This window comes from Pseudonocardia xishanensis (assembly GCF_039541715.1).
Lineage (GTDB): Bacteria > Actinomycetota > Actinomycetes > Mycobacteriales > Pseudonocardiaceae > Pseudonocardia > Pseudonocardia xishanensis.
This window is the reverse complement of record NZ_BAABGT010000122.1, coordinates 177416-192001: the sequence shown is the minus strand read 5'-3', so window position 1 is coordinate 192001 and position 14586 is coordinate 177416. Positions and strand designations below refer to the sequence as shown.

Below are 14586 nucleotides of genomic sequence, written 5' to 3'. Positions count from 1 at the left end.
ATGAACCTCGGTGTCGTTCGATCATGGCCCGGACGACACCGAGGTTCATCTCCGCGATCAGGCCTCGCGGGCCAGCAGCGAGCGCTTCACGTCCAGGCCCCAGCGGAAGCCGCCGAGGGACCCGTCGAGGCGCAGGACCCGGTGGCAGGGGACGAAGAGAGCCGCCGCGTTCCTGGCGCACGCGCTCGCCGCCGCCCGGATCGCCGCGGGCCGCCCGGCCTTCGCGGCGTACTCGGAGTAGGTCACCGGGGCGCCGGCCGGGATGCCGCGCAGGACCTCCCACGCGTGCTCCAGGAACTCGCCGGACCGCTGCCGGACGGGCACGGCGTCGGGCGCACCGAGCTCGCCGCCGTAGTACGCGCGGACCGCCTCGGCCGCCGCGCCCGCGTCTCCCGCGGACACGTCGGTCGGCCGGATGCCGCTGTGCACCAACGGGACCAGCTCGTCCAGCTGCGCGGTCCAGCCCGAGGCCAGCACCGCGCCGTCGGAGACGACGACGGTGAAGGGGCCGTCGGGGGTGTCGAGGGTCTGGTAGATGCTCACGAGTGCCTCCAGAGGTGGGTGGCGGCGTAGGACCGCCAGGGGCGCCAGCGCAGCGCGTGGTCGGCCAGCGCGGCGGGGTCGGTGGGCAGGCCGAGCGCGGCGGCGCCGCGGCGGACCGCGAGATCGGTGAGCAGGGGTTCGTCCGGGTCTCCGAGCAGGCGCATCGCGACGTACCCGGCGGTCCACGGACCGATCCCGGGCAGCGCCTCGAGGTCCGCGCGCAGCCCCGCGGGATCGCGGCCCGCGTCGAGGACGAGGGAACCGTCCGCGACGGCCGCGGCCAGTCCGGTGAGCGCGGCGGCCCGCCGCGTGGGACCCGGGATCGCCGCGCCTGCCAGCGCCTCGGGGCTCGGGAAGAGCAGGGCGGGACCGTCCCCCGCGACCGCCGCGGGCAGCTCCTCGCCCAGCTCGGCGACGAGCCGGGCCCCGGTCGTGCGGGCCGCGCTCACCGAGACCTGTTGGCCGAGAAGGGCTTTCGCGGCGATCTCCAGCCCGTCCGCGGCGCCCGGCAGCCGGATGCCCGGGATGGCCGCCACCCGCGGCGCGAGGACGGGATCGCGGCCGAGCAGCTCGTCCACGGCGACGGGATCGGCGTCGAGGTCGAGCAACCTGCGCAGCCGGGCCACCGCCGGACCGAGGTCCCGCGGCTCGGCGAGCCGCAGGTCCGCCCGCACGAACCCCGGCCGGGAGTCGCCCAGGTGCACGGCGACGGACGCGGGCCCGTGCGGCAGCCGCAGCGTCCGGCGGTACACCCCGTCCTCGAGGGACTCGACGCCGTCGAGCGCGCGCCCGGCGAAGTGCGCCAGCAGCCCCGCGCCGTCGAACGGTTCGCGGTGCGGCAGCCGCAGCGACACCGTGCCCGCGACCGGCGTCGGCCCCCGACGCGCGCTCTCCCGACGCAGCACGCTCGGGGTGACGGCGTAGACCTCGCGGACGGTGTCGTTGAACTGCCGGACGCTCGCGAAGCCCGCGGCGAACGCGATGTCCGCCATGGCCATCGGCGTGGTCTCGATCAGCAGCCGGGCCGTGTGCGCGCGGTGCGCCCGCGCGAGGGCGAGCGGGCCCGCCCCGAGCTCGGCGGTGACGATGCGGGTCAGGTGACGTTCGGAGTACCCGAGCCGCGCGGCGAGCCCGGCGACGCCGTCCCGCTCGACGACGCCGTCCCCGATCAGCCGCATCGCGCGGGCGGCCAGGTCGGAGCGGGTGTTCCAGTCGGGGGACCCGGGCACGGCGTCCGGCAGGCATCGCCTGCAGGCGCGGTAGCCGTGCTGCTGCGCGGCGGCCGCGGTGGTGAAGAACTCGACGTTCCGGATCCGGGGGGTGGTGGCGGGGCAGGACGGGCGGCAGTAGATGCCGGTCGTGCGCACCGCCGTGATGAACACGCCGTCGAAGCGGGAGTCTCGCGACGAGACGGCGCGGTAGCAGCGTTCGGTGTCCAGCACGGAACCGACTGTGCCACGCCGGGCGACCCGGTTCTCGCGGGAATCGGACACGGCCGTCCGGAGGGCTAGCGGCGCGGCGACCCGCTCCGGACCCACCCGCACATCTCCGCGTCGAGCAGGTCCCTCGCGCAGGCCCGGCGCACCTGGGCGCGCACCTCGCGCGGCAGCCGGACCCGAGGCGCCGAGCGCACCTCGTCGACCGGGGCGGCCTCGGGCAGCACGACGGGCAGCACGACGGGCAGCACGACGGGCAGCACGACGGGCAGGGCCGGGGTGGACGTCGCAGGCGCGGCGGTCGCGACCGCGGGCCGCGCCGCCGCGGTCCACCGAGGTGCGGGGGCCGGCACGGTCTCGGTGGCGCGCAGGGCGGGGTCGAGGACCGCGGCGGCGATGGTCGCGCCGTCGACCGGGCGGGTCGGGGTCACGGGGCCGCTCGGCGCCGCCGGGGGCGGCGCGGCGTCGAAGGTCGGGGTGGGGATCGGCGCGACGGGGGCCGAGGCGAGGTTCACGGCGGCGATCGACGTCGTCGAGAGCGCGCCGAGGACCGTGCCGGTCATGGCGACCCGGGCCACCTGCGTCATCCGCACTGTCGTTCTCCGTCTCGTCCGGGGGTGTCACCGGGGAGATCGCGGCGAGAGGACGAGTTCGTTAGCCCGTTCGTCGTAGGGAAACCCGATCGGGTGGTGGTGCTGGCACCACTGTTCCCCAGGGGTTGGCACGGGGCCGATCTCGGTGGTTCCCCGGATGTATCGCGGGCTCCGGACCCAGCACTCTTCTCCTTGTCGCCGGAACCACCGGCAGCCCCGGAAGGACCCCAGGACCATGCCCTCCACGACCCGCACCTCCGCCGCGGACGACCTCGCCCGGATCGACCGGCTCGGGCGCGCCGCCGCGACCGGGAACCGGATCGCCTGCGAGGAGCTGATGGCCGCGCTGCACCCGCCGGTGCTGCGCTACTGCCGGTCCCGGCTCGCGACGGGTGCCGGGGACGCGACGTCCGCCGAGGACATGGCTCAGGACACGCTGATCGCGCTGCTCCGGGCGCTGCCGAGGTTCGACCACGACGGCGGGCCGCTGCTGGCCTTCGCGTTCACCATCGCCCGCAACAAGATCATCGACACGGTGCGGCGCAGCCGGATCTCCCGCATCGACCTGACCGACTCCGTGCCGGACCGGGTGCACACCGGGGACGCCCCGGACGAGCTCACGGTCCGCGCCGAGCAGGCCGCGATGGTGCAGCGGCTGCTCGGGCGGCTGCCGGAACGGCACCGGGACGTGCTGCGCCTGCGCCTGATCGAGGGGCTCTCGGCGAGCGAGACCGCCGCGCTGCTGGGCTCCACGCCGGGTTCGGTGCGGGTCACCCAGCACCGCGCCCTGACCACGCTGCGCCGCTACCTGGCGGAGCGGCCCGCGCCGCGGATGGCGATGGCGGGCTGACCACCGACCTCCCGCTCGACGGCGGGTGACCGGATGCGGGGAAACGCGTCCGGGAGTACGACCGCGGGCCCCGGGGAGGGCGGGCGGCGAGCACGACCACCGGGGCTGGGGAGCCTCCGGTGGGGCAGGGGCGGCCGGGGGAGTGGCCGGGGCCGGGCCCGTCGCGCTGGGGAGCGGCGGCGGGCACGGCGTCGGCCGGGGGAGCGGCCGACCAGCACGGGGGAGAGGGCGCGCCGGTTCCGGGCGAGGGGTCCGGAACCGGCGTGTCGTCGTCTCCCGTCCGGCGTCTACCCTGGAGCCTCGTGTCCCTCACCCTCGGCATCGTCGGTCTGCCCAACGTCGGCAAGTCGACCCTGTTCAACGCGCTGACGCGCAACGACGTGCTCGCCGCGAACTACCCGTTCGCCACCATCGAGCCGAACGTGGGTGTGGTGCCGCTGCCGGACCCGAGGCTGGACGAGCTGGCGAAGATCCACTCGTCGGCGAAGGTCGTGCCCGCCGTGGTGTCGTTCGTCGACATCGCCGGGATCGTGAAGGGCGCGTCCGAGGGTGCGGGCCTGGGCAACAAGTTCCTCGCCAACATCCGCGAGTCGGACGCGATCTGCCAGGTCGTCCGCGTCTTCACCGACGACGACGTGGTGCACGTGGACGGGCGCGTGGACCCCGCGTCGGACATCGAGACCATCTCCACGGAGCTGATCCTCGCCGACCTGCAGACGCTGGAGAAGGCGGTGCCGCGCCTGACCAAGGAGGCGCGGATGCAGAAGGACCGCCGCGTCGTGCTGCAGGCCGCGGAGGAGGCCGTGGAGATCCTCAACGGCGGCAGGACCCTGTTCGCCGCGGGCGTGGACCCCGAGCCGCTGCGCGAGCTGACCCTGCTCACCACCAAGCCGTTCCTCTACGTGTTCAACGCGGACGAGGGCGTGCTCACCGACGAGGCCCGCCGCAAGGAGCTGGCCGACCTGGTCGCCCCCGCCGAGGCCGTCTTCCTGGACGCGAAGGTCGAGTCCGAGCTGCTGGAGCTGGATGAGGAGTCCGCCCGCGAGCTGCTGGAGTCCATCGGCCAGCCCGAGCCCGGCCTCTACTCCCTGGCCCGCGCCGGCTTCCGCACGCTGGGCCTGCAGACCTACCTCACCGCAGGCCCCAAGGAGGCCCGCGCCTGGACGATCCACCAGGGCGACACCGCCCCCCAGGCGGCCGGTGTGATCCACTCGGACTTCGAGAAGGGCTTCATCAAGGCCGAGATCGTGTCCTACGCCGACCTCGTCGAGGCCGGCTCCATGGCCGCCGCCAAGGCCGCGGGCAAGGTCCGCATCGAGGGCAAGGACTACGTCATGGCGGACGGGGACGTCGTGGAGTTCCGCTTCAACGTCTGAGCTGCATCACCACTGATGCAGCGATGATGCAGGCGTGCGCACGACCGTCGACCTGCCGCCCGCCGTCCATCGGCGTGCCCTGGAGATCGCCAGGAGCACCGGGCGCTCGCTGTCTGCCGTCGTCGCCGATCTGACCGCGCGCGGGCTGAGCCTGCTGGACGAGCCCGTCGTGATCGGGACGGACGAGCGCTCCGGGTTCCCCGTGATCAGCGTCGGGCGGTCGGTGACCGCGGCCGAGGTCGCCGAGGCACTGGACGAGGAGTGACCACCCACCTGCTCGACGCGAACGTCCTCATCGCGCTGACCGTCGCCGAGCACGAGCACCACACGAGGGCGTCGGCTTGGGTGGCGGGGATCGACCGGTTCGCCGTGTGTCCGGTGGTCGAGGGGGCGCTCGTCCGGTTCCTGCCGCGCATCGGGGAGCGCCCTCGGGTCGCGCAGGAGGTGCTGCGGGCGGTGCACGCCGTGCCGGGCTGCGAGTTCTGGCCGGACGCGGCGTCCTACGTGGACGTGCCGCTCGACCGCGTCCGCGGGCATCGCCAGGTCACCGACGCCTATCTCGCAGGCCCCTGGCCGCCGAGCGTCCGGACGCGGTGCTCGCGACCCTCGACGAGGGCCTCGCACGGGCACTCCCGGACCGGGCCGTGCTGGTCCCAGAGCCGGGGTGGCTCATCGCGAGCCCGCGGCCACGAGCGTCGCGGTGATCGGCTCGAGCTCCGTCGTCAGCTCGCTGAGCTCGGCGGGGGAGAGGGCGGCGTAGGGCGGGGCGGCGAGCTCGTCGGTGAGGGCTTCGATGCGGGCCTTGGTCTCCCGGCCCTCGTCGGTGAAGTGACCGTCGGCGTCGACGAGCCCGCGTTCGCGCAGTCCGGCCATCACCTCGGCGAGCCGGGCCTTCGGTAGGTGGTGGATGCGCCCGAAGGACTCCGGCGGGTGGATGCCCATGTCCAGGGCGGCCAGCACGTGGGCCTCGGTCCCGCCGATGCCCGCGGTGAGGAGGGCGGCGACGTGCCCGTCTCCGCGGTGCTCGCGCAACATGGTCGCGGAGTGCCACAGCCTGGTCACGGGATCGGCGGGCACCGGGAGGGTGCGCCACCCGGCGTAGATGACCCGGCCGTTCGTCGGTGCGCCGAACGCCGCCTTCGTGGTCAGGTCGGCGGCGCGCGCCAGGCCGGGGGACTCGGCCAGCTCCGCGCCGACGAGCCGCCGCACGGAGGCCGCGCTGCCCCGCCGCCACGCGTCGAAGGACACCTCCGGCGAGACCGTGTCCCACGCGCTCGGGATGTGCCGCGCCGCCTCACCCTCGGCGAAGCTGTAGAAGGCCGCGTGCACGACCTCCGCCGGGACCCGCCCCAGCGGTGCGGCGCGGCCCGCGAAGTAGCCGTCCCAGTAGGTCCGGTGGCCGAGCGCGGCGAGCTCGGCGTGGGATTCGGGGGCGGAGTAGGTGACCATGCAGATCGGCTCGAGGAGCTCGACCATGCGGCGGGTGATCGTGGTGGGCATGCCCTGTCCGACCGCGGCGGCGCCCCGAACTCATCGGTCCCGGCGGTCGCGCAAGGCGGACTCGCTGTAGCGGTGCGCGGGCCAGACCGGGACCGGTTCGCCCGCCAGCGCCTCGACCGCGGTGGTGGACAGCGGCGTCCACACCGGGTGGAGGGAACCGCCGGTGACGCTCGCCCACAGCTCGTCGACCGGGACGCCGGTCCCGGCGGGATGGTGCTCGACGATGATGACGCGGTCGCCGTAGTCGGCCTCGAGCCCGGCGACGATCAGCTCGATCTGGTTGCTGACCGAGCTGGCGAGATGGTCGGTGAGCTGGCCGATGATCGCGACGACGGAGTCCTCGTGCGTGTAGACGCGCAGGTGCGCGGTGGCCCGGTCGTTCCACACGCCGGGGTAGGACATCAGCCGGTCGACGATCTTCGTCACGGCGGTCGAGGCTCCCGTCGGAGTGGGGGTGCGGTGCGGCGAGCGGGCGTACCCCTCCTGCTCGCCGCACCGCCAGCGCCGTCACGCCGGATCGCGGCGCGGCGGTTCGGTCTGGTGCGGGGACGTCACCGAGGGGAGGGTCGGGGGCTGCCCGGGCGGGGCGGCGGGGGTGGTTGCGGGCGTCCGTTTCCGGTGCACATCGTCGTCCCTCCCTTGGGCGGCGCTGCCTTCGGAGCTGTGTGCGGGCCGCGCCGGGCCGGATGGTCGACCCCGCTCTCGGACCGGGTCGTGCCCGGCGGACGGTAGTCGCTCCGCAGCGCATTGTGGAGGTCTCGTAGAAGATTTTCGCGGGACGGTTGGCGCGCGGGCCCCGGACGGTTCAGGATGGCCGGGCGGCGGACGCGGGCACGGAGGATGGATTCGGTGAGCGGAGCGGGCCGTCCGTCGGCGGGGATCCCGTCGTCGGTGGGGCTGTCGATCTCGGCGGTCGCGAGCCGCACGGGTGTCACGACGACGACGCTGCGGATGTGGCAGGAGCGCTACGGGCTGGGTGCGAGCCTCCGCTCCGGAGGGGGGCACCGCCGCTACACCGCGGGGGACGTGGACCGGGTCGTGGCGGTGAAACACCTGGTCGACCGGGGTGTCCCGACGGCCGAGGCCGCGCGGTCCGTGCTGGAGGCCGCCCGACACGACCTGACGCTGCCCGACGGCGCGCATCCCGTCGCGCACGAGCTGGGGCACGCCGCGCTGGAGCTGGACGGTCCCACGGTGCGTCGGCTGCTGGCCGCACGGCTCGCGAAGGACACCGTCGCCGCGGTGTGGGAGGGGGTCCTGCGGCCCGTGCTCGCCACGATCGGGGACGAGTGGCCGGTCGTCGCGCACGGGATCGCCGTCGAACATCTGGTGTCCCACGTCGCGGCGACCGAGCTCGCGCGCGTCACCGGGCCCCACGCGGCGGACGCCCCCGACGTGCTGCTCGCGAGCGCTCCGGCGGAGCTCCACGACCTGCCGCTCGTCGCCCTCGGGGCCGAGCTGGCGAGCACCGGCCGCCGGGGCACCGTGCTCGGCGCCCGCACCCCGACCGCGTCGCTCGTCGCCGCGGCCGACCGGGCGGCGCCCGCCGCGGTGGTGGTCCTCGCGTTGACCCCCGAGGTGGCCGACCCCGAGGTGCTGACCGCGGTGGGGGCGTCGGCGCCCGTGGTCGCGGCCGGGCCGGGCTGGGACCCGACCGTGCTCCCGGCCGCGGTGCCGCACGTCGACGGGCTCGCGGAGGCGGCCGAGGTCGCCGCCGCGCTCAGCGCGGGCCGGCGTGTCTGAGCGGCGTCGTCACCGCCAGCCGAGCTCCGGGGCCAGGTGGGTGAGGACCGCCTCGATCACGTGGGCGTTGTAGTCGACCCCCAACTGGTTCGGGACCGTCAGCAGCAGGGTGTCCGCGGCGGCGATCGCCTCGTCCTCGGCGAGCTCGGCGATCAGCTTGTCCGGCTCACCCGCGTAGGTCCTGCCGAAGCGGGCGGTGCCGCCGTCGAGGAAACCCACCTGGTCGGAGCTGCCCCGCTGCTGCCAGAACAGCTGCTTGTCCAGATCGTTGACGATGGGGAAGATGCTGCGGCTCACCGAGACCCGGGGCTCGCGGTCGTGGCCCGCCGCCGTCCAGGCATCCCGGAAGCGCTGGATCTGCTCGGCCTGCAGCTGGTGGAAGGGCACGCCGGTGTCCTCGGTCAGCAGGGTCGAGCTCATCAGGTTCATGCCCTGCGCGGCCGTCCACTCCGCCGTCGCGCGGGAACCCGCGCCCCACCAGATCCGGTCCCGCAGACCCGGGGACTGCGGCTCGATGCGCAGCAGTCCGGGCGGGTTCGGGAACATGGGGCGGGGGTTGGGCCGCGCGAAGCCCTGGCCGCCGATCACCTCGAGGAACCGCGCGGTGTGGTCGCGGGCCAGGTCGGCACCCGCGGGGTCGGACGGCGACGGCTCGTACCCGAAGTAGCGGAACCCGTCGACGACCTGCTCGGGGCTGCCCCGGCTGATGCCGAGCTGGAGCCTCCCGCCGGAGATCAGGTCGGCGGCGCCCGCGTCCTCGGCCATGTACAGCGGGTTCTCGTAGCGCATGTCGATCACGCCGGTGCCGAGCTCGATCCGGTTGGTCCGCGCCGCCGCGGCCGAGAGCAGCGGGAACGGCGACCCCAGCTGCTGCGCGAAGTGGTGCACCCGGAAGTAGGCGCCGTCCGCGCCCAGCTCCTCCGCGGCCACCGCGAGCTCGATCGACTGCAGCAGGGTGTCCGCGCCGGAACGGACCGCCGAGTGGGGCGAGTCCGACCAGTGCCCGAAGGACAGGAATCCGATCTTCTTCACAGTTGAACGAACAACCATCGGGCGGTGGGCATTCCCGTGGGGGAGCGCCGAGCGACGCTCCCCCACGGGTTCACGCCCCGAGGTGCACCAGCCCCAACCGCTGGGTGGCCCGGGTCATCGAGACGTAGAGGTCCGCGGGGTTGTGCGCCTCGATCCGCTCGGGATCGACGATCACGACCGCGTCGAACTCCAGGCCCTTGGCCGAGACCGGGGTGTGCACCTCGGCGGGGAGGTGCTCCAGGCCGGAGGGGTCGGCCGCGATGACCGCGAGCGTGCCGCGCTCCAGGCGCGCCGCCTCCGCCTCGACGATCGACGGCACCTCGGACGGCGACGCCGTGCGCTGCCACGGGTGCTCACCCGTCTCGCGCACCGACTCCGGCGGCCGGTGGCCGGGGGCGAACCCGGCCAACACCTCCGCGGCGAGCGCCATGATCTCGGCCGGGGTGCGGTAGTTGACCGTGAGGGTCCGGTGGGTCCAGCGGGTGTCGAGGTGCGGGCCGAGGACGTCCTGCCAGGCCTGCGCCCCCGCGGCGGCACTGCGTTGCGCGAGGTCGCCGACCGCGGTGATCGACCGCGACGGGCAGCGCCGCAGCAGGACGTGCCAGTCCATCGCGGACAGCTCCTGCGCCTCGTCGACGACCAGGTGCCCGTACCGCCACTCCCGGTCGCCCGCCGCCCGCTCGGCCACGTCGGCCAGGTGCGCGGGCACCTGGCGGGCGGCCAGCACGTCCGCCGTGACGAAGTCCGTGGGCCGCAGCTCGTCCGGGTCCTCGCCCGCGAGCTCGCGGTCCGCGGACTCCAGAATGCTCAGCACCTCGGAGGCGTACGCGCTGTCCGGCTCGGTCCGCTCCACCGGCCCGTCGGGGAGCGGCCCGAGGAGCTCGGCCAGCTCGTCGAGCAGCGGGGCGTCGGCGACGGTCCACGGCGACCCCGCGGCGCGCCGCAACCCCGGGTCCGCCTCCGCCGCGGCGAGCCGCTCGGGCGAGGCGAACAGCTCCGACAGCACCCGGGTCGGCGTGAGCACCGGCCACAGCCGCTCGACGGCGGCGTGGAAGTCCGGGTGCGACCGCAGGCCGTCCCGCAGCTCGGCCCGCAGCTCCGCCGTCACCTCCGCCGCACCCGCGGGCTCGATCTCCGGGATGTTCAGCCCGCGCAGCAGCTCGGCGAGCTCCGGCGGGTCCTCCAGGTCCGCGCCGAGCTTCTCGACGCCCTGGTCTACCAGCAGCCTCCCCAGTACGTCCCGGAACGTGGTCCGGGAGGCGTTGTGCGTCAGGCCAGTGGCCCGGGCGCGCCTGCGCGCCTCCCGCGCGACGGCCCCGTCGACCTCCAGGGTGACGTCCTCCAGCTCGATCGCGAGCGGCTCCGCGGGCAGCTCCTGCCGGTCCTCGACGGCGCGACGCAGCACCTCGACCATGTCCAGCGACCCCTTGGTGCGCGCCACCTCGTCCGGGTCCAGCGCGGTCGCCACGACGCCGTGCGCCAACCGGCCCGGCGTCGTGAAGACCACGGCGGACTCACCCAGCGCGGGCAGCACGCCCCCGACGTAGGTGATGAACCCGGCACTCGGCCCCACCACCAGCACGCCGCTGCGCGCGAGCCGCTCGCGGTGGGTGTAGAGCAGGTAGGCGACGCGGTGCAGCGCCACCGCGGTCTTCCCGGTCCCGGGTCCGCCCTCGATCACCACGGTGCCGGACAGTGGGAGTCGGATGATGTCGTCCTGCTCGGCCTGGATGGTGGTGACGATGTCGCGCATGACCGATCCGCGCGGAGCCCGCAACGCGGCCATCAGCGCCGGATCCGCGGCCGACACCGTCTCGGTCTCGGAATCGAGGACCTCGTCGTGGAAGTCGACGACCCTTTCCTCGGGTGCGGTTCCGGCTAGCTGGAAATGGCGCCGCCGGACCACTCCGAGGGGGGTCACCATCGTGGCGCAGTAGAAGGGACGGGCGGCGGGCGCGCGCCAGTCCAGTAGCGCGCTCTCCCCGTCCTCGGGATCGGTCAGCCCGATCCGGCCGAGGTAGCTCGTGGTGCCGTCGGTGTGGTCCAGCCTGCCGAAACACAGCCCGGAGCGGGCGGCCGACAGCGCCTGCACCCGCTCCGACCAGCGGTGGACCGACACGTCCCGCTCCCAGCGCGAGCTGAGCTCGCCCCCCGTCTCGGCGCCCAGGCTGCCCCGTGCCTGCGCGGACGCCGCCGCCATCTCGCCCGCCAGCAGGGCGTGCAGGCGGTGGATCCGCCTGGTCTCCGAGTTGCGCTCCTGCTCGAAAGTGTGTCTTCCCATGCGGTTCCCGTCTGTGCTACTCTTAAGGTGTAGCGCGATATTTGTGCCCTTTTTCGCCACACTGCAGAATAGCGGTTCCGCGCCTCATCCCGCAAACAATCGTTGCGAGAGAACTGTGCCCACGCTGACCCCGAAGGGTGCCGCCAGCGGGGAGAAATGGACCGCCGAGTCCAGTCCGGATCGTGGCGGCGGGGTCGGCGGGGTCGGCGGTCTACGAGCCCGTCGAGCCGGACGAGGTCGTGAGGTGGCCGGGCCGGCGGGGGTCGCGCCTCCCGCCGGCCCGATGTCCGACTCGCGCGTCGACATGTCCGACTCGCGTGTCGGAAGTGGGGGACTCGCGTGTCCGGAGTGGGGGGCTCGCGGGTCAGGCGCGGCGGGCGCGGACCGCCGCGGCCAGCTCGTCGAGCAGGGTCTCGGTGGTCTCCCAGGACAGGCACTCGTCCGTCACGGACTGGCCGTAGACGAGCTCGCCGCCGAGCGACTGGCTGCCCGCCACCAGGAAGGACTCCATCATCAGGCCGTTCACGCCGATGTCGCCCGCGGCGATCCGGGTCGCCAGCTCACGGACGACCTCGGCCTGCCGGACGTGGTCCTTCCGCGAGTTGCCGTGGCTTGCGTCGACGACCACGCGCTCGGGCAGGCCGGCCTTCGCCAGCCGGGCGCGGGCGTCGGCGACGTCGGAGACCGAGTAGTTCGGACCCGCGGAGCCGCCGCGCAGGATGACGTGCGCGTCCGGGTTGCCGGTGGTGCGGACCAGGGCGGCGAGGCCGTCCGCGTTGATCCCCATGAACACGTGCGGAGCCCCGGCCGCGCCGATGCCGTCGACCGCGACCTGGACGTCCCCGTCGGTGCCGTTCTTGATCCCGACGGGCATGGACAGCGCGCTGACCAGCTGCCGGTGCACCTGCGAGGCGGCCGTCCGGGCACCGATGGCCCCCCAGGTCACGGTGTCGGCAATGAACTGCGGGGTGATCGGGTCGAGGAACTCACAGCCCACGGGCAGGCCGAGCGCGGTGATGTCCAGCAGCAGCCGTCGCGCGGTGCGCAGGCCGCGGTTGACGTCGAAGCTCTCGTCCAGGCCGGGGTCGTTGATCAGGCCCTTCCAGCCGACGGTCGAGCGGGGCTTCTCGAAGTACGCGCGCATGACCACGTGCAGGTCCCCGGAGAGCCGCTTCGCCTGCGCCGCGAGCCGGTGGGCGTAGTCGAGGGCGGCCGCGGGGTCGTGGATCGAGCACGGGCCGACGACGACGAGCAGCCGGTCGTCTCGCCCATCGAGGATGTCGACGACGTCCGCCCGGCCGCGGGTGACGACGTCCGCCGCCCGGTCGTCCACGGGCAGCTCGTCCCGCAGCAGGGCGGGGGACAGCAGCGGGCTCATCCGGACGGTGCGGTGGTCGTCCAGCGCCTGACGGGTATCGAGGGGGGACATCAGGGGGTCCTTTCACGGACCGACCCTGCGAGCCGGCCCAGGGGGTTCCGGCTCTCGTGGGGATGGGTGGTCAGCGCAGCATGGTGCGTGCCGACCCATCCCGGGCCGGCTCGCTAAACCAGTATCGGCGTGCCACGCACACGACTGTAGCCGTTCCCCTGGCGCGCCCGTCAAGGGAGATCGGGTGGTGGAGATCCGGATCCAGCCCACGTTCCTCCGACAAGGGTGGTCCTCCCGTCCGGCCACATCGCCGTCGTCCCTGTGGAAGATCAGTTCAGCAGCCAGATGGACAGGTTGAGCGCGGACGCGAACGTCACCCAGGCCAGGTAGGGGACGAGCAGCCAGGCGGCGGGGCGGCTGTGCCGGGCGAAGAGCACGATCGTCGCGACGATCGAGAGCCACAGCAGCACGATCTCCGCGAACGCCACGCCCGCCATGCCCGCCCCGAAGAACAGCGGCGTCCAGGCCATGTTGAGCAGCAGCTGCACGCCGTAGACGACGTGGGCGGGCGAGGTGAGGCCCGCCCGTCGCCAGACGAGCCAGCCCGACACGGCGATCGTCACGTAGAGGACGGTCCAGACCGGGCCGAACAGCCAGGACGGCGGCGCCCAGGAGGGCTGGGCGAACCCGGCGTACTGCTCCGACGCCGAGGCGGAGGCGAGGCCGCCGACCACCGCGACGATCGCGACGGCGACGAGGAAGCCGAGCAGGGCGAGCACCGCAGGCGGACGGGAGCGGGAGACGTGAACGGTCATAGCGGACAGTCTCGATGGTCGAGAGAGTGTGCGCTCGTCGAACCGACCGCTCGCCGCAGTCCCGCGTGACGCACCTAACGCCGAGGGTCGGCATCGCGAGCACACCGGTGGACCCACTGCCCACCCTGGACACACCATGATCAGCGAGAACTCGCTCGCAGCGGCACGAGCAGGTCGACATCGGATCCCCGAGACACCTCTGCAGCGCGCGACCCGCGTGGTCGCCGTCGCGACCGACGGCGGCGAGCTCCTCGCGGAGGCGGGCGGGCTGTTGCAGCACCTCGCGAGCACCGGGACCCCGCTCGATGTCCTCGTCGCCGAGGGCGCGAACGCCCGGGTCTTCGCGCGCTGCGGGCTGCGCACCGTCCCGGTGCACCGGCTCGGGCTGCGGCGGCCGCTGCCGCCGGGGGCGGAGGGCGACCTGCTCGCCGCGCTCAGCGAGCTGATCGGCTTCGACCCGGAACCGGGGCTGGGGATCCTCGCTCCGGCGGAGCTGGCGGACCGGCCGGACCGCGCCGTCGTCGGGCACGTGGCGGGCATGGCCGCGCGGGTCTACGGCGCGGAGCTCGTCCACTCGGCCCCGCACGCTCCGGGCACGCCCGGCTACGCCCTCACGCGCGGCGAGGCGGCCCGCAAGCGCTATGCCGTGGGCGCGGCCGCCGCCGCGCTCGAGACGGTCCTCGCCGAGCTCAGGATCCCCGCCCCGCGCACCGGGTGAGGGCCCCGACTCAGTCCGCCGCCGCGATCCGGGCGTCGATCCGAGCCGCCAGCTCGGTGTCCTTGCTCGTCAGACCGCCCTCGGAGTGCGTGCTCAGCCGGAAGGTCACCGTCCGCCAGCGGATGTCGATGTCCGGGTGGTGGTCGCGCTCCTCCGCGTCCTCGGCCACCCGGTCCACGACCGCGATCGCCGCCGGGAAGCTCGACAGCTCCGCGGTGCGGACGATCGAGTCCCCCTCGCGGGTCCAGCCGTTCAGCTCGGCCAGGGCGGTCGTGACGGCGTCGTCGCTCAGTAGGTCGGCCATGCCGCCATTCTGGACCAGGAACGGCC

General features: G+C 74.3%; 15 protein-coding genes and 1 pseudogene. 6 read left to right on the top strand and 10 right to left on the bottom strand.

All coding sequences use genetic code 11. The annotated features are described in order from the left end of the window. Positions 1–57: 57 nt before the first annotated feature. The 3 genes from ABD993_RS34870 to ABD993_RS34860 all read right to left on the bottom strand — a co-directional run bounded on the left by ABD993_RS34870 (position 58) and on the right by ABD993_RS34860 (position 2566). Entirely contained in the window at positions 58–543 is a 486-nt protein-coding gene (locus ABD993_RS34870; protein WP_345427761.1) for a methylated-DNA--[protein]-cysteine S-methyltransferase, read from the bottom strand. Further along, entirely contained in the window at positions 540–1985 is a 1446-nt protein-coding gene (locus ABD993_RS34865) for an AlkA N-terminal domain-containing protein (protein ID WP_345427754.1), read from the bottom strand. Before ABD993_RS34865 ends, ABD993_RS34870 begins: the two co-directional genes overlap by 4 nt. Positions 1986–2050: 65 nt before the next feature. Next, a complete protein-coding gene (locus ABD993_RS34860; RefSeq protein WP_345427747.1) occupies positions 2051–2566 on the bottom strand; it encodes a hypothetical protein in 516 nt (171 codons plus the stop codon). A gap of 241 nt (positions 2567–2807) precedes the next feature. On the opposite strand from ABD993_RS34860, the gene ABD993_RS34855 reads away from it, so the two are divergent. The 4 genes and pseudogenes from ABD993_RS34855 to ABD993_RS34840 all read left to right on the top strand — a co-directional run. Then, entirely contained in the window at positions 2808–3422 is a 615-nt protein-coding gene (locus ABD993_RS34855; protein WP_345427741.1) for a sigma-70 family RNA polymerase sigma factor, read from the top strand. A gap of 302 nt (positions 3423–3724) precedes the next feature. Next, complete coding sequence (gene ychF, locus ABD993_RS34850; RefSeq protein ID WP_345427735.1) at positions 3725–4798, top strand: redox-regulated ATPase YchF; 1074 nt, start codon at positions 3725–3727, stop codon at positions 4796–4798. Between the two features lie 34 nt (positions 4799–4832). Then, entirely contained in the window at positions 4833–5063 is a 231-nt protein-coding gene (locus tag ABD993_RS34845) for an antitoxin (protein WP_345427718.1), read from the top strand. Next, a pseudogene (locus tag ABD993_RS34840) lies at positions 5060–5299 on the top strand (PIN domain-containing protein); the annotation flags it as partial. The gene ABD993_RS34845 and the pseudogene ABD993_RS34840, both read left to right, overlap by 4 nt. 168 nt (positions 5300–5467) lie before the next feature. Here ABD993_RS34840 and ABD993_RS34835 read toward each other — a convergent pair. Both ABD993_RS34835 and ABD993_RS34830 read right to left on the bottom strand, forming a co-directional pair. After that, entirely contained in the window at positions 5468–6298 is an 831-nt protein-coding gene (locus ABD993_RS34835; protein WP_345427710.1) for an SCO6745 family protein, read from the bottom strand. Positions 6299–6328: 30 nt separating this feature from the next. After that, positions 6329–6724 (bottom strand): hypothetical protein, encoded by a 396-nt coding sequence (locus tag ABD993_RS34830; RefSeq protein ID WP_345427704.1) that lies wholly within the window; start codon positions 6722–6724, stop codon positions 6329–6331. A 423-nt stretch (positions 6725–7147) separates the two neighbouring features. Here ABD993_RS34830 and ABD993_RS34825 point away from each other — a divergent pair, with 423 nt between their 5' ends. Then, positions 7148–8041 (top strand): MerR family transcriptional regulator, encoded by an 894-nt coding sequence (locus tag ABD993_RS34825; RefSeq protein WP_345427697.1) that lies wholly within the window; start codon positions 7148–7150, stop codon positions 8039–8041. Between the two features lie 9 nt (positions 8042–8050). Here the strand turns inward: ABD993_RS34825 and ABD993_RS34820 are convergent, their stop codons facing one another. From ABD993_RS34820 to ABD993_RS34805, 4 genes are all read right to left on the bottom strand, one after another. Continuing rightward, a complete protein-coding gene (locus ABD993_RS34820) occupies positions 8051–9073 on the bottom strand; it encodes an LLM class flavin-dependent oxidoreductase (protein ID WP_345427690.1) in 1023 nt (340 codons plus the stop codon). A 70-nt stretch (positions 9074–9143) separates the two neighbouring features. Then, a complete protein-coding gene (locus ABD993_RS34815; RefSeq protein WP_345427684.1) occupies positions 9144–11354 on the bottom strand; it encodes a UvrD-helicase domain-containing protein in 2211 nt (736 codons plus the stop codon). Between the two features lie 364 nt (positions 11355–11718). After that, on the bottom strand, positions 11719–12783 hold the full coding sequence (locus tag ABD993_RS34810; RefSeq protein WP_345427676.1) for a 3-deoxy-7-phosphoheptulonate synthase: 1065 nt from the start codon (positions 12781–12783) through the stop codon (positions 11719–11721). Between the two features lie 269 nt (positions 12784–13052). Beyond that, positions 13053–13538 carry a TspO/MBR family protein gene (locus ABD993_RS34805; RefSeq protein ID WP_345427669.1) on the bottom strand — a complete coding sequence of 162 codons (486 nt, stop codon included), beginning with the start codon at positions 13536–13538 and terminating at the stop codon, positions 13053–13055. Positions 13539–13674: 136 nt separating this feature from the next. On the opposite strand from ABD993_RS34805, the gene ABD993_RS34800 reads away from it, so the two are divergent. Beyond that, positions 13675–14256 (top strand): hypothetical protein, encoded by a 582-nt coding sequence (locus tag ABD993_RS34800; protein WP_345427665.1) that lies wholly within the window; start codon positions 13675–13677, stop codon positions 14254–14256. Positions 14257–14266: 10 nt separating this feature from the next. Here ABD993_RS34800 and ABD993_RS34795 read toward each other — a convergent pair whose 3' ends face one another. Next, positions 14267–14560, bottom strand: coding sequence for a 4a-hydroxytetrahydrobiopterin dehydratase (locus ABD993_RS34795; protein WP_345427658.1), 294 nt, complete (start codon positions 14558–14560; stop codon positions 14267–14269). Positions 14561–14586: the final 26 nt, after the last annotated feature.

Coding starts and splice junctions, on each gene's coding strand:
- ABD993_RS34860 (WP_345427747.1), bottom strand. CDS start 2,566: ATGACGCAGGTGGCCCGGGTCGCCATGACCGGCACGGTCCTCGGCGCG.
- ABD993_RS34855 (WP_345427741.1), top strand. CDS start 2,808: ATGCCCTCCACGACCCGCACCTCCGCCGCGGACGACCTCGCCCGGATC.
- ABD993_RS34835 (WP_345427710.1), bottom strand. CDS start 6,298: ATGCCCACCACGATCACCCGCCGCATGGTCGAGCTCCTCGAGCCGATC.
- ABD993_RS34815 (WP_345427684.1), bottom strand. CDS start 11,354: ATGGGAAGACACACTTTCGAGCAGGAGCGCAACTCGGAGACCAGGCGG.
- ABD993_RS34810 (WP_345427676.1), bottom strand. CDS start 12,783: ATGTCCCCCCTCGATACCCGTCAGGCGCTGGACGACCACCGCACCGTC.
- ABD993_RS34805 (WP_345427669.1), bottom strand. CDS start 13,538: ATGACCGTTCACGTCTCCCGCTCCCGTCCGCCTGCGGTGCTCGCCCTG.
- ABD993_RS34800 (WP_345427665.1), top strand. CDS start 13,675: ATGATCAGCGAGAACTCGCTCGCAGCGGCACGAGCAGGTCGACATCGG.
- ABD993_RS34795 (WP_345427658.1), bottom strand. CDS start 14,560: ATGGCCGACCTACTGAGCGACGACGCCGTCACGACCGCCCTGGCCGAG.